A 25,466-nucleotide genomic window follows, 5' to 3' on the forward strand; every position below is an offset into this window, starting at 1 on the left:
TACTGCACGCAGTAGATGCGCTCGGGGTAGATCGAACCGGTCTGGAAGGCGTAGGCGTTGCTCTGGATGCCGTGTTCTTCCAGCACCATGCCGATGATTTTCGGCACCGTGAGGTTCTGGAAGATTCGCTGATTGACGCGATGCGCCAAGTACGACAACTGCGGGCGCAGGGTCACGGCATAGCGGGTCAGGCGCTTGCCGGAATCGCCTTGCGCGGCGCGGTAGATCTGGCCGTGAATGCCGCTGCCGTCGGGCGACAGCTGCAGAAAGGCCGGTTTGTGCAGCAGGGTTTCGAGGTCCAGCGACGGCTGCTCACTGACCAGCTCCACCTCGAACACAAAAGGCTGGCTGATGGCTTCCCGGCCTTGCAGGGAAAACACCTGAAAGTCGGCGGAAAGACCTTCAATGGTCAGAGCAAAATGGGTTTCATTGGCCGGCGCGAACATCCCTTGTTCCTCGTGCTGTACAGCGGCGCTCGTCGATGACCGCCAGGCGGATCAACGCGCGCGAAATTCTGGGGGGGTGCAAACAACATCGACCAGCAGAGCTGGCCGATGTTTTGTAGCGATCAGCCGTAATTAAACGACTGGAGCACGCCAGTCATCGGAACCCGAAGTACCGGATACTTCGTGGGTCCAGGTGATTTTACGGTAGGTGAACTGCACTTCTTCCAGGTGGGTGAAGTGCGAGTTGCCTGGATCCTGGCAGTTGTGCATTTTGTTGTTGATGGCGACGATGATCGCGTCTTCCAGTTTGGTGGTGTAGTAGTGCTCTTGAGTACCTTGAGCCGAAGTACGGAACCACTGGATAACGATTTCGCTCATGCGCTCGCCCGAAGTCAGAGCGGCTTGCAGCAGTGGCGAAGCCTTGTCGTAGACCTTGGTGATCACAACTGGCTTGTGAACGCGCTGACCGGTTGGTTGGCCGGATTGCGGATCACGCGGGATGATCACGTCGTGGCTGAACGCCTGAACCATGACCTGGTCTTCGTGACCTTCCTGGTAGGTGTTGCCAACGGAGTCAGCGGTGAACGCGCCGGCAGTGATCAGGCCTTGTTTTTCGCCGGTAACCGACATGTACGCTGGTGTAGCCATGGGTGTGCTCCTTGCTGAAATTGAGAGTGCCCGGAGGCGAAATCGCCCGGTGGGTGGCTGAACTGTTATCAAGAGTCGTGCCACTTTTTGGTGCAGCCCCGGGAGCCGGGGACTAGAGCGCTCTGACTCAACAAATTGAGTGTTTTTTGATCAGTCGCAAGGCTGAAAGTGCGCAACTTCTTGCGCAGTACTGCGCAAGAAGTTGCGCACTCGTCTGTAGGGGACGCACTGCTTGCCTCTCCGCAATGTATCCACACGGTTATCCACATTTGAGTGCGCAAGAAGTTGCGCACAATGGCCGGATGACATCATTGCTGGCGATTCTCGAACTGGCGTTACAGGATTCGGCAAAAGCGTCTTATAAATGAAACACCGCCCTCAGCTATACTCCCCGCATTTCGACCGACCGCACGAGGATTTACTGTGAAGAACTGGACGTTGCGCCAACGCATTTTGGCGAGCTTTGCGGTAATTATCGCCATCATGTTGCTGATGGTGGTCGTCTCGTATTCACGGCTGTTGAAGATCGAAGCCAGTGAGAGCAGCGTGCGTGACGACGCGATTCCGGGGGTCTACTACAGCTCTATGATTCGTGGCGCGTGGGTCGACAGTTATCTGCAGACTCAGGAATTGCTCGGCCTCAAGGAAGGTCAGGGCGTCAGCACTGAAGACGCTGCCGAATACAAGGCGTTCGAGAACCGTCTGCAAGAACACATGGCCAGTTACCGCACGACCATGTTCACTGATAAGGATCGCAGCGAATTCGCGGTGTTCGAGAAGTACCACGATGTCTACATGCAAATTCAGGAATCGGTGCTGGATTTGCACAAGCGCAATCTGGAAGCCGATGCAATCAAGCTGTTCAACGAGAAGCTGACGCCGGCGTGGTACAGCGGGCGGATGAAGCTTAACGACATCATCGGTGAGAACAAGAGAATCTCCGACCAGGCCATGGCCAATATCGACGAGGCGGTGGCAGCGGCCAAGGTCAGCATGCTCATCTCATTGCTGATCGCGATAGTCGCGGCCGGCCTCTGCGGTTTGCTGTTGATGCGCGCGATCATGGCGCCGATGAATCGCATCGTGCAGATTCTCGACATCATGCGCACCGGCGACTTGAGCAGCCGATTGAATCTCGACCGCAAGGACGAATTCGGCGCGGTGGAAACCGGCTTCAACGACATGATGGCCGAGCTCACTTCGCTGGTTTCTCAGGCTCAGCGTTCGTCGGTGCAGGTCACCACCTCGGTGACCGAGATCGCCGCGACTTCCAAGCAACAACAAGCCACCGCCACCGAAACCGCTGCCACCACCACTGAAATCGGCGCCACCTCGCGGGAAATCGCCGCGACTTCGCGCGACCTCGTTCGCACCATGACCGAAGTCTCCACCGCTGCCGATCAGGCTTCGGTGCTGGCCGGTTCCGGGCAGCAAGGCCTGGCACGCATGGAAGACACCATGCATTCGGTGATGGGCGCGGCCGATCTGGTCAACGCCAAACTGGCGATCCTCAATGAGAAGGCCGGCAACATCAACCAAGTGGTGGTGACCATCGTCAAGGTCGCCGACCAGACCAATCTGCTGTCGCTGAACGCGGCGATTGAAGCCGAGAAGGCCGGTGAATACGGCCGTGGTTTTGCCGTGGTTGCCACCGAAGTTCGACGTCTGGCGGATCAGACTGCCGTCGCTACTTACGACATTGAACAGATGGTGCGCGAGATCCAGTCGGCGGTGTCGGCGGGTGTGATGGGCATGGACAAGTTCTCCGAAGAAGTGCGCCGTGGAATGTCCGAGGTGCAGCAGGTCGGCGAGCAGTTGTCGCAGATCATTCATCAGGTGCAGGCGCTGGCGCCGCGGGTGTTGATGGTCAACGAAGGCATGCAGGCCCAGGCTACCGGCGCCGAGCAGATCAACCATGCGCTGGTGCAGTTGGGTGATGCCAGCAGCCAGACCGTCGACTCATTGCGTCAGGCGAGTTTTGCCATCGACGAACTGAGCCAAGTGGCGGTCGGTCTGCGCAGCGGCGTTTCGCGATTCAAAGTCTGATGAGCGACATCATCGCCAAACGCAGCGCGGCGCCGCTAGCGAAGCAGGCCCTGTTTCTGCTGTTTCGCATCGGCAGCGAGCGCTACGCCTTGCGCGCCACCGAAGTGGCGGAAGTATTGCCGCGTCTGCCGTTGAAGCCGATTGCCCGAGCGCCCGAGTGGGTCGCCGGCGTGTTCGCCTATCGCGGCACAGTGGTGCCGGTGATCGATCTCAGCGCGCTGACTTTTGGCCAACCCGCCGAGGCGCGCACCAGCACGCGATTGGTGCTAGTGAATTATCGCGGCGACGATGCGCAACCGGCGCAATGGCTCGGATTGATCCTCGAACAGGCCACCGACACCCTGCGTTGCAGCCCGGAAGATTTCCGCCCGTACGGCCTCGACAATCGTCAGGCGCCGTACCTCGGCCCGGTGCGCGAAGACGCCCACGGATTGGTGCAATGGGTGCGGGTCAATGACCTGCTCGATGAGGCGGTGCGCACGCTGTTGTTCCCCAGTCCGCCGCGCGATCCTGCGCAGCTCGAGGAGCAACCATGAGCAGCGATCAGCGCTTTTTCGATTTCCTCAAAGAGCGCATCGGCCTCGACGTCGCCTCGGTCGGCCCGGCGATCATCGAGCGCGCCGTGCGTCAGCGCATCACTCTTTCGCAATCAGCTACAGCCGATGAGTATTGGCTGAACCTGCAAGGTTCGCGCGATGAACAGCAGGCACTGATCGAAGCGGTGATCGTCCCCGAAACCTGGTTTTTCCGGTATCCGGAATCCTTTGCGACCCTCGGCAAACTCGCACGTAAACGTCTGGACGAGCTGAACAATATGCGCGCGCTGCGCATCCTCAGCCTGCCGTGCTCCACCGGCGAAGAACCCTATTCGATTGCCATGGCGTTGCTTGATGCCGGCCTCAAGCCGCATCAGTTCAAGGTCGATGGCATGGACGTCAGCCCCCTGTCGGTGGACAAGGCCAAGCGTGCGCAGTACGGCAAGAACTCGTTTCGCGGCGATGATCTGGCCTACCGCGATCGGCATTTCATGCCGGAAAATGATGGCTATCGCCTGAATGAATACGTGCGTGAACAGGTGCGTTTGCAGTCTGGCAACGTGCTCGATCCGACCCTGCTGGCGAATGAACCGCCGTTTGATTTCGTGTTCTGCCGCAATCTGTTGATCTACTTCGATCAGCCGACGCAGAAGCAAGTGTTCGAAGTGCTCAAGCGCTTCACCCACGATGACGGCGTACTGTTTATCGGACCGGCCGAGGGCAGTTTGCTTGGACGTCTGGGCATGCGTTCGATTGGCATCCCGCAGTCGTTCGCGTTCAGTCGGCACACCGAGCCGCAACCCGAACCGTTGCCGACGCTGGTGCCCGCACCGCTGCCAATGCGTCAGCCAATTCGCAGTGCGCCACCGCCGCCAGTGCGCAGTCGCCCGTTCGCCTCGGTGGCGCCATTGCCGACTACCGGCAAAGCGCAAAATCCCGATGCTGCGACGTTGCTGGCGAACATCGCCGCACTCGCCAACGAAGGCAAAAGCGCCGAAGCCCGCGCCGCGTGCGAACAGTATCTGCGCAGCCACGAACCGGTCGCGCAGGTGTTCTATTGGCTCGGTCTGCTCAGCGATGTGGCCGGCAGTACCCTCGAAGCTCAGGGCTTTTATCGCAAGGCGTTATACCTCGAACCGCAACACCCCGACGCGTTGATGCATCTGGCGGCGTTGCTGCAAGCCCAGGGCGACACAGCGGGCGCCAGACGATTGCAGGAGCGCGCCGCCCGCAGCGGCCGCACCGCTGACAGTGAGCGTAAATGATGATCGCCGACACCTTGAACGTCACCCACGAAGACGCCCGCGCGATCGACGACTGCTGGAACCGCATCGGTATCCACGGCGACAAATCCTGCCCGTTACTCGAAGACCATATTCATTGCCGCAACTGCGCGGTGTATTCCGCCGCCGCCACACGGCTGCTCGACCGTTATGCGTTGCAACAGGACGAGCGCGATCCGGTGGCGACGGCGGTTGAAGTCGACCTGAAAACCCGTTCGCTGCTGATGTTCCGGCTCGGCGAAGAATGGTTGGGGCTGGCGACGCGCAGTCTGGTGGAAGTCGCGCCGTTGCAAGCGATTCACTCGCTGCCGCATCAGCGCTCGCGGGCCTTGCTCGGCGTGGCCAATGTACGTGGCGCGCTGGTGGCGTGCCTGTCGCTGGTTGAACTGCTCGACCTCGACAGCAACGTCGCCCCGGCCACTGGCGCGCGAATCATGCCGCGCATGCTGATCATCGCAGCGCAAGGCGGACCGGTGGTTGTACCTGTGGACGAAGTGGACGGTATTCACGCCATCGACGAGCGAATTCTTGAGGCCGCTTCACGCTCAGGCACTCAGGCTAGCGCCAAATACACTCGCGGGGTTTTGCCCTTCAAGGGGCGCAGCCTGCGCTGGCTGGATGAAGAACAGTTGTTGTCCGCCGTGTCCCGGAGCCTCACATGACCCCCGAGCAAATGCGCGACGCCTCGTTGCTCGAACTGTTCAGCCTTGAAGCCGAAGCTCAGACCCAGGTGCTCAGCGCAGGATTGCTGGCACTAGAGCGCAATCCGACTCAGGCCGATCAACTCGAGTCGTGCATGCGTGCAGCGCACTCGCTCAAGGGCGCGGCGCGGATCGTCGGTATCGACAGCGGCGTCAGCGTTGCCCATGTGATGGAAGATTGTCTGGTCAGCGCGCAGGAAGGGCGGCTGTTTCTGCGTCCGGAGCATATCGACGCATTGTTGCAAGGCACCGATCTGCTGATGCGCATCGCCACGCCGGCCAACGGCCCGCAACCGGCGGATATCGAAGCTTATGTGGCGTTGATGGGTAATTTGCTGGATCCATCGGTTCCCTTCGCCGCGCCACCGATGGCTGAATTGCAGCTTGAAGCGCCTGCTGTGCCCGAAGCTGCGCCGCTGGTTGAGTTACCTGTGGAAGTCTCCGAACCGACGCCACGGCAGAACCGCCGCACCACCGAAGGTGGCGAGCGCGTGCTGCGCGTCACCGCCGAGCGCCTCAACAGCCTGCTCGATCTGTCGAGCAAATCGCTGGTGGAAACCCAGCGCCTCAAGCCGCATCTGGCGACCATGCAACGCCTCAAACGCATGCAGAACAACGGTCTGCGTGCCCTCGAAAGCCTCAACGTCCATCTGAAAGAACACGCACTGAGCCTCGAAGCCCAGGAAGCGCTGGAAGATGCGCGACGCCTGCTTGCCGAATCTCAGCACTTGCTCGCCGAGAAAAACGCCGAGCTCGACGAATTCGCCTGGCAAGCCAGCCAGCGTGCACAAGTCCTCTACGACACCGCACTGGCCTGCCGCATGCGCCCGTTCGCCGATGTGCTGTCGGGGCAGGCGCGGATGGTGCGTGACCTCGGGCGCAGCCTCGGCAAACAGGTGCGACTGGAGATCGAAGGCGAGAAGACTCAGGTCGACCGCGATGTATTGGAAAAACTCGAAGCGCCGCTCACGCACTTGCTGCGCAACGCGGTCGATCACGGCATCGAAGCGCCGGAACAGCGGCTGCTCAAAGGCAAATCCGAAGAAGGCCTGATCCGCCTGCGCGCCTCGCATCAGGCTGGATTGCTGGTGCTGGAACTCAGCGATGACGGCAACGGCGTCGATCTGGAAAAAGTCCGCCGCAGCATCGTCGAACGGCAGTTATCCCCAGCCGAAACCGCCGCGCAGTTGAGCGAAGAAGAACTGCTGACCTTCCTGTTTCTGCCGGGATTCAGCCTGCGCGACAAGGTCACCGAAGTGTCCGGCCGCGGCGTCGGTCTCGACGCGGTGCAGCACATGGTGCGGCAGTTGCGCGGCGCCGTGGTGCTGGAGCAGACGGCGGGCGAGGGCAGTCGTTTCCATCTGGAAGTGCCGCTGACCCTGTCGGTGGTGCGCAGTCTGGTGGTCGAGGTCGGCGACGAGGCTTATGCGTTTCCGCTGGCGCACATTGAACGCATGTGCGATCTGGCGCCGGACGACATTGTTCAGCTTGAAGGTCGCCAGCATTTTTGGCACGAAGGGCGGCACGTCGGGCTGGTCGCGGCCAGTCAGTTGTTGCAACGTCCGGCCAGTCAGAACAGCGGTGACACCCTGAAAGTGGTGGTGATTCGCGAGCGTGACGCGATTTATGGCGTGGCGGTCGAGCGCTTTGTCGGCGAGCGCACGCTGGTGGTGCTGCCGCTGGATGAACGGCTGGGCAAGGTTCAGGACATTTCCGCCGGAGCCTTGCTCGACGACGGCTCGGTGGTGCTGATCGTCGATGTCGAGGACATGCTGCGATCGGTGGACAAATTGCTTAACACCGGTCGTCTGGAGCGTATTGCCAGAACCGGTAATCACGCAGCAGAAGCAGCGCGCAAACGGATTCTGGTGGTCGACGACTCGCTGACCGTGCGCGAACTGCAACGCAAACTGCTGCTCAATCGCGGTTACGACGTGGCCGTGGCGGTCGACGGCATGGATGGCTGGAACGCGTTGCGTTCGGAGGATTTCGATCTGCTGATTACCGACATCGACATGCCGCGCATGGACGGCATCGAACTGGTCTCGCTGCTGCGCCGCGACAACCGTTTGCAATCGCTGCCAGTGATGGTGGTTTCCTACAAAGATCGCGAGGAAGACCGCCGGCGTGGACTGGACGCCGGGGCCGACTATTATCTAGCCAAAGCCAGTTTTCATGACGACGCCCTGCTCGACGCGGTGGTTGAGCTTATAGGAGGAGCGCGGGCATGAAGATCGCAATCGTCAACGACATGCCGATGGCCGTGGAGGCGCTGCGCCGCGCGCTGGCTTTCGAGCCGGCGCATCAGGTGGTGTGGGTCGCCTACAACGGTGCCGAGGCCGTGCGTCTGTGTGCGGAAAATACCCCGGATCTGATCCTGATGGACTTGATCATGCCGGTGATGGACGGCGTTGAGGCGACGCGGCGAATCATGGCCGAGAGCCCGTGCGCGATTGTCATCGTCACCGTCGATCGCCAGCAGAACGTGCACCGGGTGTTCGAAGCCATGGGCCACGGCGCACTGGATGTGGTCGATACCCCGGCCATCGGTGCTGGTGATGCTCAGCAAGCCGCGGCGCCACTGTTGCGCAAGATTCTGAATATCGGCTGGCTGATCGGCGAGAAGCCTGCGCGCTCCCGACAGGCGCCCGCTGCACCACGCAGTTCCGGTTCATGTCAGCGGCTGGTGGCAATCGGTTCCTCGGCGGGCGGGCCGGCGGCGCTGGAAGTGCTGCTCAAAGGCCTGCCGCGCAATTTCACGCCGGCAATCGTGCTGGTGCAGCATGTCGATCAGGTGTTTGCCGCCGGCATGGCTGAATGGTTGGCGAGTGCCAGCGGCCTTGACGTGCGTCTGGCCCGCGAGGGCGAGCCGCCGCAGAGTGGCGCAGTGCTGCTGGCCGGCACCAATCACCATATCCGTTTGTTGAAAAACGGCACGTTGGCCTACACCGCCGAACCGGTCAACGAGATCTACCGACCCTCTATCGACGTGTTTTTCGAAAGCGTCGCCAGCTATTGGAACGGTGATGCAGTCGGGGTTTTATTGACCGGGATGGGACGCGATGGCGCGCAAGGGCTTAAGCTCATGCGCCAACAGGGTTACCTGACCATCGCGCAGGATCAGCACAGCAGTGCGGTGTACGGCATGCCCAAGGCCGCTGCGGCGATCGATGCGGCCGTAGAAATCCGTCCACTGGAAAAGATAGCGCCACGTTTGCTGGAGATTTTCCCCAAATGAACCGATCCCTCCACAACCCTGGCCCCCGCAGCACTCAGGTGACCGCCCATGAATGACTTACAGATCGATGGCATCAAGACCGACGAAAACGCCGCCATGGTGTTGTTGGTGGACGATCAGGCGATGATCGGCGAAGCGGTGCGCCGTGGGCTGGCCAATCAAGAGAACATCGACTTTCACTTCTGCTCCGACCCGCATCAGGCCATCGCCAATGCGGTGCGGATCAAGCCGACGGTGATCCTGCAGGATCTGGTGATGCCTGGCCTCGATGGCCTGAGTCTGGTGCGCGAATACCGCAATCATCCGGCGACCAAGGACATCCCGATCATCGTCCTGTCGACCAAGGAAGACCCGCTGATCAAGAGCGCGGCGTTCTCGGCCGGCGCCAACGATTATCTGGTGAAGTTGCCGGACAATATCGAACTGGTGGCGCGCATACGCTATCACTCGCGCTCCTACATGACGCTGCTGCAACGTGACGCGGCGTATCGCGCGCTGCGCGTCAGCCAGCAGCAGTTGCTCGACACCAATCTGGTGCTGCAACGCCTGATGAACTCCGACGGCTTGACCGGGCTGTCCAATCGCCGCCACTTCGACGAATACCTGGAGCTGGAGTGGCGCCGTTCGTTGCGCGATCAGACTCAGTTGTCGCTGTTGATGATCGACGTCGATTACTTCAAGTCGTACAACGACACCTTCGGCCACGTTGAGGGTGACGAAGCTCTGCGCAAGGTCGCCACCGCCATCCGCGACGCCAGCGCCCGGCCTTCGGACTTGCCTGCGCGCTACGGTGGCGAGGAGTTTGCGCTGGTGCTGCCGAATACTTCACCGGGCGGCGCACGCCTGGTGGCCGAGAAGCTGCGCCAGACCGTGGCCGCGCTGAAAATTCCGCATCATTCGCCGGATGATGGCGCGATCCTGACCATCAGCATCGGCCTGGCGACCATGGTGCCGGAGGCGGGCAGTGATTGCCGGTTGCTGATTTCGGCGGCGGATCGCGGGTTGTATCTGGCGAAGAACAATGGACGCAACCAAGTTGGGATTGAGTAACGGCCTTCCCCCTCACCCCAGCCCTCTCCCGGAGGGAGAGGGGGCCGACCGAGGTGTCTTTCGTCAAACTTCGACCTGAAAAATCCTGGCGATTATGGATTCACTGAAGATCGCTCAGGTCGCCGAATCTCTCAAGCAACCCCGAATCGGTCCCCTCTACCTCTGGGAGAGGGCTAGGGTGAGGGCAGGCAATCTCAAGCCAGACACCAACCCGCAAGACATTCCCCCAACACCCGCCAGACGGGCTGCCGTCCCAGCCCGATTACGTTATACTCGCCGGCTTTCAAAAGTTCGCCAACGAGTGCTGCCTGCCATGGAAATCAACCCGATCCTGAACACCATCAAGGACCTGTCCGAGCGCTCCGAAACTATTCGGGGGTATCTTTGACTACGATCAAAAGCATGAGCGTCTGACCGAAGTCAATCGCGAGCTTGAAGATCCGAGTGTCTGGAACAAACCTGAATACGCCCAGGAGCTGGGCCGCGAGCGCTCTGCGCTGGCGCAGATCGTCGACACCCTCGACGAATTGAACACCGGTCTGGCCGATTGCCGCGACCTGCTGGACATGGCCGTTGAAGAGAATGACGAAGGCGCAGTAGGCGATGTTGTCGCCGAGCTGGCCCGTCTCGAGGAAAACCTCGCCAAGCTCGAATTCCGCCGCATGTTCAGCCACGAGATGGACCCGAACAACGCCTACCTGGACATCCAGGCCGGTTCCGGCGGCACCGAGGCTCAAGACTGGGCCAACATCCTGCTGCGCATGTACCTGCGCTGGGCTGACAAACGCGGTTTCGACGCGACCATCATGGAACTGTCGGCCGGTGAAGTTGCCGGGATCAAAGGCGCCACCGTGCACATCAAGGGTGAATACGCCTTTGGCTGGTTGCGTACCGAGATCGGCGTGCACCGTCTGGTACGCAAGAGCCCGTTCGACTCTGGCAACCGTCGCCACACCTCGTTCTCCGCTGTATTCGTCTCGCCAGAGATCGATGACAAGGTGGAAATCGAGATCAACCCGGCAGACCTGCGGATCGACACCTATCGTTCCTCGGGTGCCGGTGGTCAGCACGTAAACACCACCGACTCGGCCGTACGTATCACGCACGTACCGACCAACACTGTGGTCAGCTGCCAGAACGAACGTTCCCAGCACGCCAACAAGGACACCGCCATGAAAATGCTGCGGGCCAAGTTGTACGAGCAGGAAATGCAGAAGCGCAACGCCGCTTCGCAAGCGCTGGAAGACACCAAGTCGGACATCGGCTGGGGTCATCAGATTCGCTCCTACGTGCTCGACGCGTCGCGAATCAAGGACCTGCGCACCAACATCGAACGCAGCGACTGCGACAAGGTGCTCGACGGCGATATCGACGAATACCTGGAAGCCAGCCTGAAATCCGGGCTGTAAAAAATTGTGGGAGCCGGCTTGCCGGCGACCCTCAGCCGCAGGCTGGGGGCAACGAACCTGATGGAATATTTAAAGACATGAGCGACCAACAACTCGATCCGCAAGCCCTGCAACAGGAAGAAAACTCCCTGATCGCCCTGCGCAAGGAAAAGCTTGCTGCCGAGCGCGCCAAGGGTAACGCCTTCCCCAATGACTTCCGCCGCGAAAACTACTGCGATGCACTGCAGAAACAGTACGCGGACAAGACCAAGGAAGAGCTGGCAGAAGCTGCGATTCCGGTCAAGGTTGCGGGTCGCATCATGCTCAACCGTGGCTCGTTCATGGTGATTCAGGACATGACCGGCCGGATTCAGGTTTACGTCAACCGTAAAACCCTGTCCGAAGACACCCTGGCCGCGGTGAAAACCTGGGACATGGGCGACATCATTGCTGCTGAAGGCACCCTGGCCCGTTCCGGCAAAGGCGACCTGTACGTAGAAATGACCAGCGTGCGCCTGCTGACCAAGTCCCTGCGCCCACTGCCGGACAAGCACCACGGCCTGACCGACACCGAACAGCGCTACCGTCAGCGCTACGTTGACTTGATCGTCAACGAAGACGTGCGTCAGACTTTCCGCGTACGTTCGCAAGTGATTGCGCACATCCGCAGCTTCCTGATGCAGCGTGACTTCCTCGAAGTCGAAACGCCGATGCTGCAGACCATTCCTGGCGGCGCGGCAGCCAAGCCGTTCGAAACGCACCACAACGCGCTGGACATGGAAATGTTCCTGCGTATCGCGCCAGAGCTGTATCTGAAGCGCTTGGTTGTCGGCGGTTTCGAGAAAGTGTTCGAGATCAACCGCAACTTCCGTAACGAAGGCGTTTCGACGCGTCACAACCCTGAGTTCACCATGTTGGAGTTCTACCAGGCGTACGCCGACTACGAAGACAACATGGACCTGACCGAGGAGCTGTTCCGCGAACTGGCGCAGCTGGTTCTGGGCAGCACTGACGTGCCGTACGGCGACAAAGTCTTCCACTTCGGCGAGCCGTTCGTGCGTCTGTCGGTGTTCGACTCGATCCTCAAGTACAACCCTGAGCTGACGGCCGATGATCTGAACGACATCGACAAGGCCCGCGCCATCGCCAAGAAGGCCGGCGCCAAGGTGTTGGGCTTCGAAGGGCTGGGCAAGCTGCAAGTGATGATTTTCGAAGAACTGGTCGAGCACAAACTCGAGCAGCCGCACTTCATTACTCAATACCCGTTCGAAGTGTCGCCACTGGCCCGTCGCAACGATGACAACCCGAACGTCACCGACCGCTTCGAGCTGTTCATCGGTGGCCGTGAAATCGCCAACGCCTACTCCGAGTTGAACGACGCGGAAGACCAGGCCGAGCGCTTCATGGCGCAGGTGGCCGACAAGGACGCCGGCGACGACGAAGCCATGCACTACGACGCCGACTTCGTGCGTGCGCTGGAGTACGGCATGCCGCCAACGGCGGGTGAAGGTATCGGCATCGACCGTCTGGTGATGTTGCTGACCAACTCACCGTCGATCCGCGATGTGATCCTGTTCCCGCACATGCGACCGCAAGCGTAAACGTTTCAGTAAAAAAGCCGCCTAAAACAGGCGGCTTTTTATTGCCTGTCTGGTACAAACGTATCAAATGGTTACTTTTGAAATAACAGAGGAATGCCTGTCGTGATTGGTGCAATGGCTCAAGAAGGTGCAGCGGGGATCGCTACGGCGGTTGCCGAAAGTGTTCAGTACCAAGGCCGCAAGGCCAGCCGGCAGGGCAGCGAGCAGCGTCGACAGGATATTCTCGACGCAGCGATGCGCATTGTCGTGCGTGATGGCGTGCGGGCCGTACGCCATCGGGCAGTGGCGGCCGAGGCTGCGGTGCCGCTGTCGGCGACCACTTATTACTTCAAGGACATCGATGACCTGCTCACCGATACCTTCGCCCAATACGTGGAACGCAGTGCCGAGTACATGGCCAAGTTGTGGAACAACAACGAAGGCCTGCTGCGTGACATGGTGGTCAGCGCCGATGGCAGCCCGGAGTCGCGCTCGCAACTGGCGGACGACATCGCGCGGCTGATGGCGGACTATGTGCATCGGCAACTGGTCAATCGGCGTGAGCATCTGATGGCGGAGCAGGCGTTCCGTCAGGAAGCGCTGCTCAACCCGCGTCTGGCGGTGTTGGTGCGTTCGCATCAGCAGATTCTGTTGCAGGGCACTTGCCAGTTGTTCCAGGTATTGGGCTCGCGTGAGCCGCAGCAGGATGCCAAGGTGTTGACGGCGATTATCGGTCGGATGGAATATCAGGGCCTGCTCAACGACGCCGAGCCTTTGGCCGAAGAAGAAATGCTCGGCATTCTGACGCGCTACATGCATCTGGTGCTCGCGTCGGCGTGATCCCCGGCGGGGAAAGCGTGTGCATAGGGAGTTTTGCATGAAAGCCAATCAGGCTATGTACATCAGGTTTTCTACAGGAGTTTCGGGTGGACGATTACCAGCAGACGATACGCATTTTGTCCGATCGCATAGTGCTGGCGCAGACGCCGATCCGTGTCCTTGACGCGGTCAAGTGGGACGAGAGCATTCGCAAGGGGTTCCTCAAGGCCAAGGGCAAGGAAATGCCCGCGGTGGATCGCGACTACTACCTCAATCGGCCGCTGGCGTTCGATTCGAGCAAGGTCAAACTGGAATTCCAGAACATCGAGCGCGACATCACCCGCCAGCTCGGCCAGTTCAACCCGGTTGGCCAGATCATGCGCCGGATGTGCAAGGAATACCGGATGGTGGTGCGCATGCTCGAAGCGCGCGGCACCGAGGATTTCGGCCTGATCTCCCAGGAACTGTATGGCGCGGCGTCCGATGCGTTCCACGCCGGCGACCCGACCCTGGCCGACCTCGGCCTGATGATGTCCGACTACCTGAATAACATCGACGGCCGTGGCGACCTCAAGGACGAACCGAAAATCCTCACCGCCAAGGATGCCGTACACCTGCTGCAAACCCGCCTGAACAAGGTCTTCGGCGAGGCCGAGGAAACCATCCGCGTATTCGAGTCCGACGGCATCGTCGCCGATGCGGCGGCGGGTGCCGACTACATCAAGATCCGCACCGACGCGATGTTCAACGACCGCGACGTGCGTGCGCTGGAAGTTCACGAAGGCCTGGTGCACGTCGGCACCACGCTCAACGGTTTGAACCAGCCGATCTGCACCTTCCTGTCCAAAGGTCCGCCGTCGTCGACAGTGACCCAGGAAGGTCTGGCGATCCTGATGGAAATCATCACCTTCGCCTCCTACCCGAGCCGTCTGCGCAAACTGACCAACCGTACCCGCGCGATTCATATGGTCGAGGAGGGCGCGGACTTCTTGCAGGTGTTCGAGTTCTTCCGCGAGCAAGGCTTTGAAATGGCCGAGAGCTACGGCAATGCCAGTCGGGTGTTCCGTGGATCGGTGCCGAACGGCCTGCCATTTACCAAAGACTTGTCCTATCTCAAGGGCTTTATCATGGTTTACAACTACATTCAGTTGGCCGTGCGTAAGGGCAAGCTTGAGCAGATCCCGCTGTTGTTTTGCGGCAAGACCACGCTTGAGGACATGCGCACCTTGCGTCAGTTGGTCGATGAAGGTCTGGTGGTGGCGCCGAAGTATCTGCCGGATCAGTTCCGCGATCTGAACGCGTTGTCGGCGTGGATGTGCTTCTCCAACTTCCTCAATCACCTGAGCCTGGACCGGATCGAAGCGGACTACTCGAACATCCTCTGAGCAATCACTGCGAGGTTTCACCGGATGAGAATCCTCGGCATGCTTTGCCTGCTCCTGACGCTTGGCGGTTGCAGCTCGCTGCTGTTCTACCCCGAGCCGGGCCAGTTGTTCACCCCGGAAAAGGCCAAGCTCGAATACCGCGCCGTAACCCTCACCACCGCCGACGGCCTCAAGCTGAATGCCTGGTGGTTGCCGGTCAAACCCGATGTTGAAGTCAAAGGCACGGTGCTGCATCTGCATGGCAACGGCGGCAATCTGCCGATGCACCTGGGCGGCAGTTGGTGGTTGCCAGAACAGGGTTATCAGGTGCTGCTGGTGGACTATCGCGGTTATGGTCTGTCCGAGGGCGAACCGAGTCTGCCGGCGATCTATCAGGATATCGACGCTGCATTCGCCTGGCTGGACAAGGCGCCAGAAGTCAAAGGCAAACCCCTGGTTTTGCTCGGTCAAAGCCTCGGCGGCGCGATGGCGGTACATTGGCTGGTGCAACATCCTGAGCGGCAAAAGCAGCTCAAGGCCTTGGTGCTCGACGGCGTACCTGCGAGTTATCGCAGCGTCGGCCAATATGCATTGAGCACCTCATGGCTGACCTGGCCATTGCAGGTGCCGCTGTCATGGCTGGTGCCGGATGCCGACAGCCCGATCAACTCGATCGCGCAACTCAACGGCGTGCCGAAACTGATCTTCCATAGTCTCGACGATCCGCTCGTGCCGCTTTCCAACGCGATCCGTCTGTATCAAGCTGCGCCGCCACCGCGCGTGCTGCAACTGACCCGTGGCGGCCATGTGCAGACCTTCGGCGATCCGGTCTGGCGTCAGGTGATGCTGCGTTACCTCGACGATCCCGAGCATTTCAACGGCCTGCGCCGCCTCGGTGAGATCCCCAATTACCCGCAACCCCCGAATTCTGAAGATGAGAGTCCGCAATGAGTGAAGAACGTAACGCCATCCCCCTGATCATCACCGGTATCGGCACCATCCTCGGCACCGTCGGTGCGCTGTGGTTCTACGGCTACCTGCATTTCGCCAAGCCTGAAGATGCACTGCTGCTGAGCGATTTCACCATGCTCAAGACCGTTCCGGGCGAAGACTACAAAATCTCCCTGGCCCCGGCACCGCAAGTCGCGCAGTGCATTGACGGGGTGCTGGTGTTGTTTGATACCGAGCAGAAAGGTTTGACCGGAGTCTTGGTCAACGCGCAGAAAAAAGCTGTGCGCTGCATGGGGGAAGAGACCCCGCAAAAACTTGAGCAGTAGTTCGCGGGAGTTGTGATTCTGCAGGCTCAGCCCTCACCCTCTCCCACAGGGAGAGGGGACTGACCGAAGTGTCTGACGCTATCCATCGACCTGAAAGATTATGGCGATTATGGATTCGGCGAAGCACTCTTAGATCGACGTATGCCTGAAGCATCCCCCGATCGGCTCCCTCTCCCTCGGGAGAGGGCTGGGGTGAGGGGCTACGGTCTCAAGCACGCCACACCCCGTAAGCCGAGCACCCTGAAGCAAATGCAAAAAGCCCCGCCTGATCACTCAGGCGGGGCTTTTGCGTTACAGCGTGAAGCTTAGTTCGAGCTGATAGCCGAACGCGGCATCACTGGCTGGTTGTCGTTGGAAATGGTCACTTCCACACGACGGTTCATCGCACGACCGGAAACGCTGCCGTTCTCGGCAACCGGGTATTCCTTGCCATAACCCTGAGCGACGATGCGCGCTGGATCAACGCCCATTTTCACCAGTGCAGTACGCACGGAGTTGGCGCGACGCTCGGACAGGCTCTGGTTGTAACTAGCGGCACCGGTGCTGTCGGTGTAACCCTCGACGATCACTTTGCGATCAGGGTTTTCCTGAAGGAACTGCGCCAGTTTGTTGATGTTCACCAGACCGCTGGATTTCAGATCAGCCTTGTTGGTAGCGAACAGCACGTCACCGAAAGTCACCAGCGTACCGCGATCGGTCTGCTTGGCGTTCAGGCTGTCCTGCAGCTGTTTGATCTGCTGATCGCGAGCATCCAGACGGGCCTGAGCACGTGCGGCGGCGGCGTTCTTCAGGTTGTTCTCAGCGGTACGCAGAGCGATGGTCTGCTTGGCCACTTCAACACGCTGGTTGGTCAGGTAAGCCAGTTGGTCAACCTTGGCCGCGTCCTGCTTGTCCATATAAGCCTTGTCGGCCTTGTCCAGGTAGTCGCTGGCGTCTTTGGTTTCCAGTGCCGCGACTTTGCTCGCCTGCGGGTTGGCTTGCAGGCCGGAGTAGTTGGTGCGAGCGTTTTCCAGGTTCGGATTTGGCGGCGTGGAGCAGGCAGCCAGTGCAACGCTTGCAGCCAGCAGAGCAGGAATCATCAGTTGTTTACGCATAATCGTTCGTCCTTTCTATCGATAAGAGTTTCAGCGTTGCGATCGGGATGCGCGCTTACTTCACAGTGCGCTGACTTTCCTGACGCAGTTCCTGAACACCTTTCTGGGAATCCTTCACAGCCAGTTCAGCCTTGGCCGCCTGAGCTTTGCGTTCTGCTACACGAGCGTCCCACTCAGCCTGCTCGGCCAAGGTACGAGCTTCTTCGTACTTCTTGTCGTGCATGGCGATTTCGGCTTGTTTGAGTTTGTCCTGCGCCTGCTTCATCTCGACAGCAGCGAACTCGGTACCACCGGCGCTGACCGCGCTGTTGACTGCAGATTGAGTCACGGCGTACTGCTCGGACGGTGGATTGCCGGCACAACCGGCCAGCACGAAGCTGGTGCCGATGGCGAGAGCGGCCAGTTTCAGACCGCGCAGGTGTGAGAACGAGGTTTGGGTCTTCATGGTCTTCAACTCCATTGGTTAACTCCTTAAGAACTGCGAATTCCATCCTGGTAGCGGAGCCGCAACCGTCATGTAGCTGGCGCGTTTTGAAACGCTCGTCCCAGGCGTGGTTAATGCTTCCGACCGGTGGCGTTTTTCAAAAGTTCAGAAAAGATGGCTAATCGCCAAAAAAAATCCTGATCGAGTGGACAAGGCTCTAAATCGGGAACTTTGGCGGTTTGCAGGTGTATGCCCGAGCCATTTGCGGCTCGGGCAGAAGGTTTTCAGCGCGGGGAAGGGTGGGGCAATTCAGTGTTTTTGCTTGTCGCTGCCGCTGGCCAGATCATGCAGATGACGCCGCGACAGGGCCAGAAAACGCGGGGTAGGGCCGACGTCTTCATACAGCGGATCGCCTTCCTCATCCGTCGCAACCACGGTCGAGCCTTTGATGTACGGCAGGCTCGCTTCGAACTCTTCGAGGGCGGCGCCAATCAGTTCGCCGAGCAGTTCTTCCGGGTGACGTTTGGGATACATTTCGGCAATCGCCGCCAGCCGTGCCGCGGCTTCCACATCCAGTTGGATCGTGTAGCCAGTGTCGGTCAGGCGACCCTTGGCGTTTTCTTCCCAATGCTGGGCGAGTTCACGAATTTTCATAAAAACCTCATGGCGTACCTGCTCGTGGCAAGTCCTGGTGAGTGTCCGGCGCGAGCCGGCGACAAGCCGTTGTGGGGCTCTCTCTTAAGACTAGCTTCAAGCCGCAAGGTTAGAAGTCCCTTCGTCGCCTGCTTGTAAGAAGCGCTCCAGAGCGGCACTCTCCCTGTTCGAGACGCTACTTTCCATGCAACCGGGATAACTGCTGGAGCTCTGCTGATGACCGATATTGATGCACGCTTGCGCGAGGACGTTCACCTGCTCGGTGAGCTGTTGGGCAACACCATCCGTGACCAATATGGCGAGGAATTTCTCGCCAAGATCGAGCAGATCCGCAAGGGCGCCAAGGCTGACCGACGCGGTTCAATGGACGCCGAACTCAGCGCCAGCCTCAATCAATTGAGCGAAGACGAACTGCTGCCGGTGGCGCGGGCGTTCAACCAGTTTCTCAACCTGGCGAACATCGCCGAGCAATACCAACTCATTCATCGTCGCGAAGAAACTCAAGCCGCGCCGTTCGAATCGCGCGTGCTGCCGGAGTTGCTCGCGCGTTTACGCAGCGAAGGGCACAGCGCCGATTCGCTGGCTCGTCAGCTATCGCGGCTGGAAATCGAACTCGTGCTGACCGCGCACCCGACCGAAGTTGCGCGGCGCACGCTGATCCAGAAGTACGACGCCATCGCCGCGCAACTAGCCGCACAGGATCATCGCGACCTGACCAGTGCCGAGCGCGATCAGATCCACACCACGCTGCAACGGCTGATCGCGGAAGCCTGGCACACCGAAGAAATTCGCCGCACTCGCCCGACACCGGTCGATGAAGCCAAGTGGGGTTTTGCGGTAATCGAGCATTCGCTGTGGCAGGCGATTCCGCACCACATGCGCAAGGCCGATCAGGCACTGCATGCCGCGACTGGCATGCGTTTGCCGCTGGAAGCTGCGCCGATTCGCTTCGCATCGTGGATGGGCGGCGACCGCGACGGCAACCCGAATGTCACCGCTGCGGTGACCCGCGAAGTGTTGCTGCTGGCGCGCTGGATGGCTGCCGATCTGTATTTGCGCGACGTCGATCACCTCGCCGCCGAATTGTCGATGCAACAGGCCAGCGATGCGCTCAAGGCCAAGGCTGGCGACAGCGCTGAACCCTATCGCGCAGTGCTCAAGCAATTGCGCGAACGCCTGCGTGCTACGCGCAACTGGGCGCATGCGTCCTTGACCGCAACGACCACGGCACCGGCCGATGTCCTGCACGACAACCGCGATCTGCTCGATCCGCTGGAGCTGTGTTTCAACTCGCTGCACGAATGCGGGATGGGTGTGATCGCCGATGGGCCGTTGCTCGATTGCCTGCGTCGGGCGGTGACGTTCGGTCTGTTCCTGGTGCGTCTCGATGTGCGTCAGGATTCTTCGCGGCACTGCGCGGCCATGACTGAAATCACCGATTACCTTGGTTTGGGTAAGTATGAAGAATGGGACGAAGAAGCCCGCATCAACTTCCTGACCCGTGAATTGGCCAATCGCCGGCCATTGCTGCCGGCGCATTTCAAACCTTCTGCAGACACCGCCGAAGTACTCGCGACCTGCAAGGAAGTCGCGGCGGCGCCGGCTGCTTCGCTGGGTTCCTACGTCATCTCGATGGCAGGTGCGGCGTCCGATGTTCTCGCCGTGCAACTGCTGCTCAAAGAATCCGGCGTGCTGCGGCCGATGCGCGTGGTGCCGCTGTTCGAAACCCTCGCCGATTTGGACAACGCCGGTCCGGTGATCGAACGTCTGTTGCTGCTGCCGGGTTATCGCGCACGCCTGCACGGCCCCCAGGAAGTGATGATCGGTTATTCCGATTCGGCCAAGGATGCCGGCACCACAGCTGCGGCGTGGGCGCAATATCGGGCGCAGGAACGTCTGGTGGAAATCTGCCGCGAGCAACAAGTCGAACTGCTGTTGTTCCACGGTCGCGGTGGCACCGTGGGCCGTGGCGGTGGTCCGGCGCACGCGGCGATTCTCTCGCAGCCGCCGGGCTCAGTGGCCGGACGTTTCCGCACTACCGAGCAAGGGGAAATGATTCGTTTCAAATTTGGCCTGCCGGACATCGCCGAGCAGAACCTCAATCTGTACCTCGCGGCAGTGCTCGAAGCGACGTTGTTACCACCGCCGCCGCCGACGCCTGAATGGCGCCATCTGATGGACGAACTGGCCGCAGACGGTGTCAGCGCCTACCGCGCCGTGGTGCGCGAGAATCCGCAGTTCGTCGAGTATTTCCGCCAGTCGACGCCGGAGCAGGAGCTGGGTCGCTTGCCGCTCGGCAGTCGCCCGGCCAAGCGCCGTGCCGGTGGTATCGAAAGCCTGCGCGCGATCCCGTGGATCTTCGGCTGGACTCAAACGCGGCTGATGCTGCCGGCGTGGCTCGGCTGGGAATCGGCGCTGAGCAAAGCGCTGGAGCGTGGCGAGGGGGAACTGCTGGGGCAGATGCGCGAGCAGTGGCCGTTCTTCCGCACGCGCATCGACATGCTGGAAATGGTCCTGGCCAAGGCTGACGCGGATATCGCGCAGTCCTACGACGATCGTCTGGTCGAGTCGGGCTTGTTACCTTTAGGTGTGCATTTACGCGACCTATTGTCGCAGGCATGTTCCGTGGTACTTGGCCTGACTGGCCAGTCGCAGCTGCTGGCGCATAGCCCGGACACCTTGGAATTCATTCGTCTGCGCAACACTTATCTCGATCCGCTACATCTATTGCAGGCTGAGCTGTTGGCACGCTCGCGGCAGCAGGAAGTGGAGCAGGGCAGCCCGGTGGAACAGGCGCTGCTGGTGTCTGTAGCGGGGATCGCCGCCGGTTTGCGAAATACCGGCTAAGGTTTCCTGCACGGGCGGGGCACCCGAGGGGAGACTCGGGCGCCGCTTGATCGGCACCGATTATGTGCGGGCAGGCGACAGTTAATGATGGGGTTGCGACCAGGGCAACCGCGTCGCAAGGTCGCGGCGGGCGTCGGTTTCTCCGACTTTTGGCGTCTTGTGTGGGCGCAGCCTGCTGTGTATCTTGATCAGCCTTTGGCCGTTTGGGCGGCCACGACCCTATTTTTCAAGATTCGCCCCACGAGGCAAGTCTGTTGTTTTTTATATAAAAAATTGAGGAGCACATCGATGCGCGTCATTCTGCTGGGAGCTCCCGGGGCCGGTAAAGGTACTCAGGCTAAGTTCATCACCGAGAAATTCGGCATTCCGCAAATTTCCACCGGCGACATGCTGCGTGCTGCGGTCAAGGCCGGCACCCCGCTGGGCGTTCAAGCCAAGGGCATCATGGATGCTGGCGGCCTGGTGTCGGATGACCTGATCATCGCGCTGGTCAAAGACCGCATCGCTCAAGCTGACTGCGCCAACGGTTTCCTGTTCGACGGTTTCCCGCGCACCATTCCGCAGGCTGAAGCCTTGGTCACTGCCGGTGTTGAACTGGATGCCGTGGTCGAAATCGCCGTTGAAGACGAAGAAATCGTTCAGCGTATCGCCGGTCGTCGCGTTCACGAAGCCAGCGGCCGCGTGTACCACATCGTCTACAACCCGCCGAAAATTGCCGGTAAAGACGACATCACCGGTGACGAGCTGGTGCAGCGCAAGGACGACACTGAAGAAACCGTGCGTCATCGTCTGTCGGTCTACCACTCGCAGACCAAGCCGCTGGTGGATTTCTACCAGAAGCTTTCGACTGCCAACGGCAAGCCGAAGTACAGCCACATCCCTGGCGTCGGTTCGGTTGAAGCAATCACCGCCAAGGTACTTGAAGCGCTGAGCTGAAAAACCTGATTTGCTGCATCATCCACGGCCCGCTTGCGGGCCGTAGTTGTTTATACTGGCGCACTTTTTCCCTTCCTGATTTACGGACACATCGATGAGCACCTTGCTGGCCCTGGACACCGCGACTGAAGCTTGCTCCGTTGCTTTGCTGCATGACGGCAAGGTCACGAGCCATTACGAGGTGATCCCGCGCCTGCACGCGCAGAAACTGCTGCCGATGATTCAGCAATTGCTGGCCGATGCGGGCACCACGCTGCAAGCGGTCGATGCCATCGCGTTTGGTCGCGGGCCGGGTGCGTTTACCGGTGTGCGGATTGCCATTGGCGTGGTGCAGGGTTTGGCGTTTGCGCTTGATCGTCCGGTGCTGCCGGTGTCGAACCTGGCGGTGCTGGCCCAACGTGCCTTGCGTGAACACGGCGTGAGCCAGGTCGCGGCGGCCATCGATGCGCGCATGGATGAAGTGTATTGGGGCTGCTATCGCGAAACGGCGGGGGAGATGCGTCTGGTGGGTGTCGAGGCTGTGCTGCCGCCGGAAGTGGCGGCGTTGCCGGCTGATACCAGTGGCGAATGGTTTGGCGCCGGTACTGGTTGGAGTTACGCAGAGCGCATTGCGGTCGATCTGACAGGCTCGGACGCCGGCATGTTGCCCCACGCCGAAGACTTGCTGACGTTGGCGCGCTTCGCTTGGGAACGCGGCGAATCGGTTCCGGCCGACGATGCTCAGCCTGTCTACCTGCGCGACAAAGTGGCCACCCCCAAAGCCCGCTGAATATTCCCCTGTGGCGAGGGGATTTATCCCCGTTGGGCTGCGCAGCAGCCCCCAAATCACCAATCGCGGTGCATCAGGCAGACCGCATTTGTTGGATTTACGACTGCTTCGCAGCCGAACGGGGATAAATCCCCTCGCCACAAAAACCTGCCCCGACGACTTAATACCGTGCGCTTCGCTGCCAACCGTCACTTTCTAACCCCGCGCTTTAAACCTTTTGCGCTTTATGTGTTCTAGTTATCACTCGGCAGTTTGCTAAGTCGGTCAAGTGCCGCTAAATTGCCATCATTGATTCCGAGCATGACTTTATGCGTATAGACGGCGTTTCCTCTCATTCCTACCCCATCAAGCGCAAGCCTCGCAAAGGCAATCCGGCGCTGGATGAGTCCGTCGACGATATCGACGGCGAACTGGAATTTCCCACCGAAGAGCAACTCGCTGCCCGTCGTACCGCTAAAGAAACAGCGCAACGCCTGAGCAATCTGCCTGCCCGTCAACAAGACATGATTTATCACCGCGCAATGAAGCGCAGCGTGGCCATGGCTCTGGCCAGCTACCTGAGCACTGCCGGTTTTGTCGATTGGGATGCAGACGTGCTGGGCCTCGATCTGTACATCTGATGGATCTGCCTTACTACCTCGGTTGCCCGTCCTGGAGCGAAAATGCCTGGCGCGAGTATCTGTATCCGGTAGACGCCAAGACTTCCGATTTCCTCGGCCTCTATTCGCAAGTGTTCAACGCCGTGGAAGGCAACACGACCTTCTACGCGAGTCCGTCGCCGGCCACCGTGCAGCGTTGGGCCGAGGTCATGCCCGCGCACTTTCGCTTCACTGCCAAGTTCCCTGGTGACATCAGTCACGGCGGCGACTTGCGCGATCAACTGACCGCCGCCGAAACCTTCACGCAATTGATCAGCCCGCTCGGCGAGCGCGTGGCGCCGCTGTGGCTGCAACTGTCGAAAAGCTTCACTCCGCAACGCTTGCCCGAATTGACCGCGTTCATCGACGCGCTGGACCGACCGCTGGCGGTGGAAGTGCGGCACGAGCAGTTCTTCGCCAAAGGTGAGAGCGAGCGCCTGCTCAATCGGCTGCTGCTGGATCGTGGCGTCGAGCGCATTTGTCTTGATCCGCGCGCGCTGTTCAGTTGCCTGTCGACCGAGTCCTCGGTCATTCACGCGCAGTCGAAAAAGCCGCGAGTTCCGACACGCCCGGCAGCGTTCACGCAGTTTCCGCAGGTGCGTTTCATCGGCCATCCCGAGCTTGAAGCCAACGACCCGTTTCTGCTGCCGTGGGTGGCGAAAATCGCCGAGTGGATCGAAGAAGGCCGCACGCCGTATATCTTTCTGCACACCGCCGACAATCTGCTGGCGGCGAAGCTGGCGCAACGTTTCCACGCACAACTGATGCAACGTTTGCCTGGCTTGCCACCCCTGCCTGAGCTATATAGAGAACCCGCCGCCGAGCAACTTGGCCTGCTCTGAGGCGGATTTCTTTTCCTGCCCAGGAGCCTGCCGATGGACGCCCAAGCCCGTCAACAACAAGCCCTTCAACAACAAGTGCGTAAAGCCGAAGCCTTCAAAGCCTTGCATGAGCGTCCGGGGATTTTCGTCATTCCCAATCCGTGGGATGCCGGTTCGGCGAAGATGCTCGCCAGTCTGGGCTACGCGGCATTGGCGACTACCAGCGCCGGTTATGCGTTTTCCCAAGGCAAGGCGGACGGCGGTTTGGGCCTGGAAGATACGCTGGCCAATGTCCGTGCCATTGTTGCGGCGACCGATCTGCCAGTGGCGGTGGATCTGGAAAACGGCTTTGCCGACGCTCCGGCAGAATCCGCGCTCAGTCTGATCCGCGCAGCCGAGGCGGGCGCCGTTGGCGGATCCATCGAAGACGCTACCGGCCGCGCGGATGCGCCGATCTATTGTTTCGACCATGCCGTGGCGCGCATCGAAGCCGCGGTCGCCGCGGTGCGCACGCTGCCATTTCCCTTCATCCTGACCGCCCGCGCGGAAAACTACCTGCACGGCAATCCCGATCTCGATGACACCATTCGCCGCTTGCAGGCCTTCGCCGAGGCTGGCGCCGACGTGCTTTACGCACCGGGCCTGCGCAACGCTGAAGAAGTGCTGGCGGTAGTGCGCGCGGTGGCGCCGAAACCGGTCAATGTGTTGATGTCCGGCGGCTTGAAATTGACCGTGCAGCAACTGGAAGAAATGGGCGTGAAGCGCATCAGCACTGGCTCCGCACTGGCGCTGGCGGCGTATGGCGAGTTTTTCCGCGCGGCTGAAGAAATCCAGCAATCGGGCACGTTCGCTTTCACCGGACATTCGATGCCGTACGCCAAGGCCAACGCTTTTTTCAAAACATGAG

The 25,466-nt window shown here is 60.2% G+C and carries 24 protein-coding genes; 19 read left to right on the plus strand and 5 right to left on the minus strand.

All coding sequences use genetic code 11. From position 1 onward, the window contains the following. Together ACP7BN_RS22365 and ACP7BN_RS22370 are read right to left on the minus strand one after the other, a co-directional pair. Positions 1-446, minus strand: a 446-nt coding sequence (locus tag ACP7BN_RS22365; RefSeq protein WP_426206120.1) for a contractile injection system protein, VgrG/Pvc8 family, incomplete at its 3' end; no start/stop codon positions are given. A gap of 132 nt (positions 447-578) precedes the next feature. Beyond that, positions 579-1,094 (minus strand): Hcp family type VI secretion system effector, encoded by a 516-nt coding sequence (locus ACP7BN_RS22370; RefSeq protein WP_007919523.1) that lies wholly within the window; start codon positions 1,092-1,094, stop codon positions 579-581. A gap of 423 nt (positions 1,095-1,517) precedes the next feature. Here ACP7BN_RS22370 and ACP7BN_RS22375 point away from each other — a divergent pair, with 423 nt between their 5' ends. From ACP7BN_RS22375 to ACP7BN_RS22435, 13 genes are all read left to right on the plus strand, one after another. Beyond that, the gene (locus ACP7BN_RS22375) at positions 1,518-3,140 is read left to right on the plus strand and encodes a methyl-accepting chemotaxis protein (RefSeq protein ID WP_426206121.1); all 1,623 of its coding nucleotides are present in this window, start codon (positions 1,518-1,520) and stop codon (positions 3,138-3,140) included. Further along, complete coding sequence (locus ACP7BN_RS22380) at positions 3,140-3,676, plus strand: chemotaxis protein CheW (RefSeq protein ID WP_426206122.1); 537 nt, start codon at positions 3,140-3,142, stop codon at positions 3,674-3,676. Before ACP7BN_RS22375 ends, ACP7BN_RS22380 begins: the two co-directional genes overlap by 1 nt. Then, the gene (locus tag ACP7BN_RS22385) at positions 3,673-4,941 is read left to right on the plus strand and encodes a CheR family methyltransferase (RefSeq protein ID WP_426206123.1); all 1,269 of its coding nucleotides are present in this window, start codon (positions 3,673-3,675) and stop codon (positions 4,939-4,941) included. The genes ACP7BN_RS22380 and ACP7BN_RS22385 overlap by 4 nt, the downstream gene beginning before the upstream one ends. Further along, a complete protein-coding gene (locus ACP7BN_RS22390; RefSeq protein ID WP_426206125.1) occupies positions 4,938-5,621 on the plus strand; it encodes a chemotaxis protein CheW in 684 nt (227 codons plus the stop codon). The genes ACP7BN_RS22385 and ACP7BN_RS22390 overlap by 4 nt, the downstream gene beginning before the upstream one ends. Continuing rightward, positions 5,618-7,891, plus strand: coding sequence for a hybrid sensor histidine kinase/response regulator (locus ACP7BN_RS22395; RefSeq protein WP_426206126.1), 2,274 nt, complete (start codon positions 5,618-5,620; stop codon positions 7,889-7,891). The genes ACP7BN_RS22390 and ACP7BN_RS22395 overlap by 4 nt, the downstream gene beginning before the upstream one ends. After that, positions 7,888-8,898: a chemotaxis response regulator protein-glutamate methylesterase gene (locus ACP7BN_RS22400; protein ID WP_426206127.1), complete on the plus strand. Its 1,011-nt coding sequence runs from the start codon at positions 7,888-7,890 to the stop codon at positions 8,896-8,898. Before ACP7BN_RS22395 ends, ACP7BN_RS22400 begins: the two co-directional genes overlap by 4 nt. A 48-nt stretch (positions 8,899-8,946) precedes the next feature. Continuing rightward, positions 8,947-9,948 carry a diguanylate cyclase domain-containing protein gene (locus ACP7BN_RS22405; protein WP_420648371.1) on the plus strand — a complete coding sequence of 334 codons (1,002 nt, stop codon included), beginning with the start codon at positions 8,947-8,949 and terminating at the stop codon, positions 9,946-9,948. 313 nt (positions 9,949-10,261) lie between these two features. Continuing rightward, positions 10,262-11,357, plus strand: a protein-coding gene (prfB, locus tag ACP7BN_RS22410) for a peptide chain release factor 2 (RefSeq protein WP_157214382.1) whose coding sequence is annotated in 2 segments (ribosomal slippage) — positions 10,262-10,333 and positions 10,335-11,357 — 1,095 coding nt in all. Because the reading frame shifts where the segments join, the coding sequence is not laid out codon by codon here. A gap of 77 nt (positions 11,358-11,434) precedes the next feature. Further along, positions 11,435-12,937: a lysine--tRNA ligase gene (lysS, locus tag ACP7BN_RS22415; protein ID WP_426206129.1), complete on the plus strand. Its 1,503-nt coding sequence runs from the start codon at positions 11,435-11,437 to the stop codon at positions 12,935-12,937. 114 nt (positions 12,938-13,051) lie between these two features. Continuing rightward, positions 13,052-13,756, plus strand: a complete 705-nt coding sequence (locus ACP7BN_RS22420; RefSeq protein WP_426206219.1) for a TetR/AcrR family transcriptional regulator — start codon at positions 13,052-13,054, stop codon at positions 13,754-13,756. A gap of 86 nt (positions 13,757-13,842) precedes the next feature. Then, a complete protein-coding gene (locus ACP7BN_RS22425; protein WP_420648369.1) occupies positions 13,843-15,120 on the plus strand; it encodes a flavohemoglobin expression-modulating QEGLA motif protein in 1,278 nt (425 codons plus the stop codon). A 24-nt stretch (positions 15,121-15,144) separates the two neighbouring features. After that, positions 15,145-16,050, plus strand: a complete 906-nt coding sequence (locus ACP7BN_RS22430) for an alpha/beta hydrolase (protein ID WP_426206130.1) — start codon at positions 15,145-15,147, stop codon at positions 16,048-16,050. Further along, positions 16,047-16,376, plus strand: coding sequence for a hypothetical protein (locus ACP7BN_RS22435; RefSeq protein ID WP_420648367.1), 330 nt, complete (start codon positions 16,047-16,049; stop codon positions 16,374-16,376). The genes ACP7BN_RS22430 and ACP7BN_RS22435 overlap by 4 nt, the downstream gene beginning before the upstream one ends. Before the next feature lie 305 nt (positions 16,377-16,681). On the opposite strand, the gene ACP7BN_RS22440 is transcribed toward ACP7BN_RS22435, so the two are convergent. The 3 genes from ACP7BN_RS22440 to ACP7BN_RS22450 form a co-directional block, all read right to left on the minus strand. Beyond that, positions 16,682-17,470, minus strand: coding sequence for an OmpA family protein (locus tag ACP7BN_RS22440; protein WP_420648366.1), 789 nt, complete (start codon positions 17,468-17,470; stop codon positions 16,682-16,684). A 55-nt stretch (positions 17,471-17,525) separates the two neighbouring features. Next, a complete protein-coding gene (locus tag ACP7BN_RS22445) occupies positions 17,526-17,930 on the minus strand; it encodes a DUF4398 domain-containing protein (protein ID WP_426206131.1) in 405 nt (134 codons plus the stop codon). Between the two features lie 273 nt (positions 17,931-18,203). After that, entirely contained in the window at positions 18,204-18,548 is a 345-nt protein-coding gene (locus tag ACP7BN_RS22450; protein ID WP_426206132.1) for a pilin assembly protein, read from the minus strand. Between the two features lie 216 nt (positions 18,549-18,764). On the opposite strand from ACP7BN_RS22450, the gene ppc reads away from it, so the two are divergent. The 6 genes from ppc to ACP7BN_RS22480 all read left to right on the plus strand — a co-directional run bounded on the left by ppc (position 18,765) and on the right by ACP7BN_RS22480 (position 25,465). Then, on the plus strand, positions 18,765-21,395 hold the full coding sequence (gene ppc / locus ACP7BN_RS22455) for a phosphoenolpyruvate carboxylase (protein ID WP_426206133.1): 2,631 nt from the start codon (positions 18,765-18,767) through the stop codon (positions 21,393-21,395). 288 nt (positions 21,396-21,683) lie between these two features. Next, positions 21,684-22,331, plus strand: a complete 648-nt coding sequence (gene adk / locus ACP7BN_RS22460) for an adenylate kinase (RefSeq protein WP_420648362.1) — start codon at positions 21,684-21,686, stop codon at positions 22,329-22,331. Positions 22,332-22,425: 94 nt separating this feature from the next. Then, positions 22,426-23,100: a tRNA (adenosine(37)-N6)-threonylcarbamoyltransferase complex dimerization subunit type 1 TsaB gene (tsaB, locus tag ACP7BN_RS22465; RefSeq protein WP_426206134.1), complete on the plus strand. Its 675-nt coding sequence runs from the start codon at positions 22,426-22,428 to the stop codon at positions 23,098-23,100. Positions 23,101-23,408: 308 nt separating this feature from the next. Further along, positions 23,409-23,720, plus strand: a complete 312-nt coding sequence (locus tag ACP7BN_RS22470) for a hypothetical protein (RefSeq protein ID WP_420648360.1) — start codon at positions 23,409-23,411, stop codon at positions 23,718-23,720. Continuing rightward, the gene (locus ACP7BN_RS22475) at positions 23,720-24,580 is read left to right on the plus strand and encodes a DUF72 domain-containing protein (protein ID WP_420648359.1); all 861 of its coding nucleotides are present in this window, start codon (positions 23,720-23,722) and stop codon (positions 24,578-24,580) included. The genes ACP7BN_RS22470 and ACP7BN_RS22475 overlap by 1 nt, the downstream gene beginning before the upstream one ends. A 33-nt stretch (positions 24,581-24,613) precedes the next feature. Beyond that, on the plus strand, positions 24,614-25,465 hold the full coding sequence (locus tag ACP7BN_RS22480; RefSeq protein WP_426206136.1) for an isocitrate lyase/PEP mutase family protein: 852 nt from the start codon (positions 24,614-24,616) through the stop codon (positions 25,463-25,465). The last annotated feature ends 1 nt before the right edge of the window (position 25,466 follow it).

The organism is Pseudomonas sp. TWP3-1 (genome assembly GCF_049896625.1).
Taxonomy (GTDB): Bacteria; Pseudomonadota; Gammaproteobacteria; order Pseudomonadales; family Pseudomonadaceae; genus Aquipseudomonas.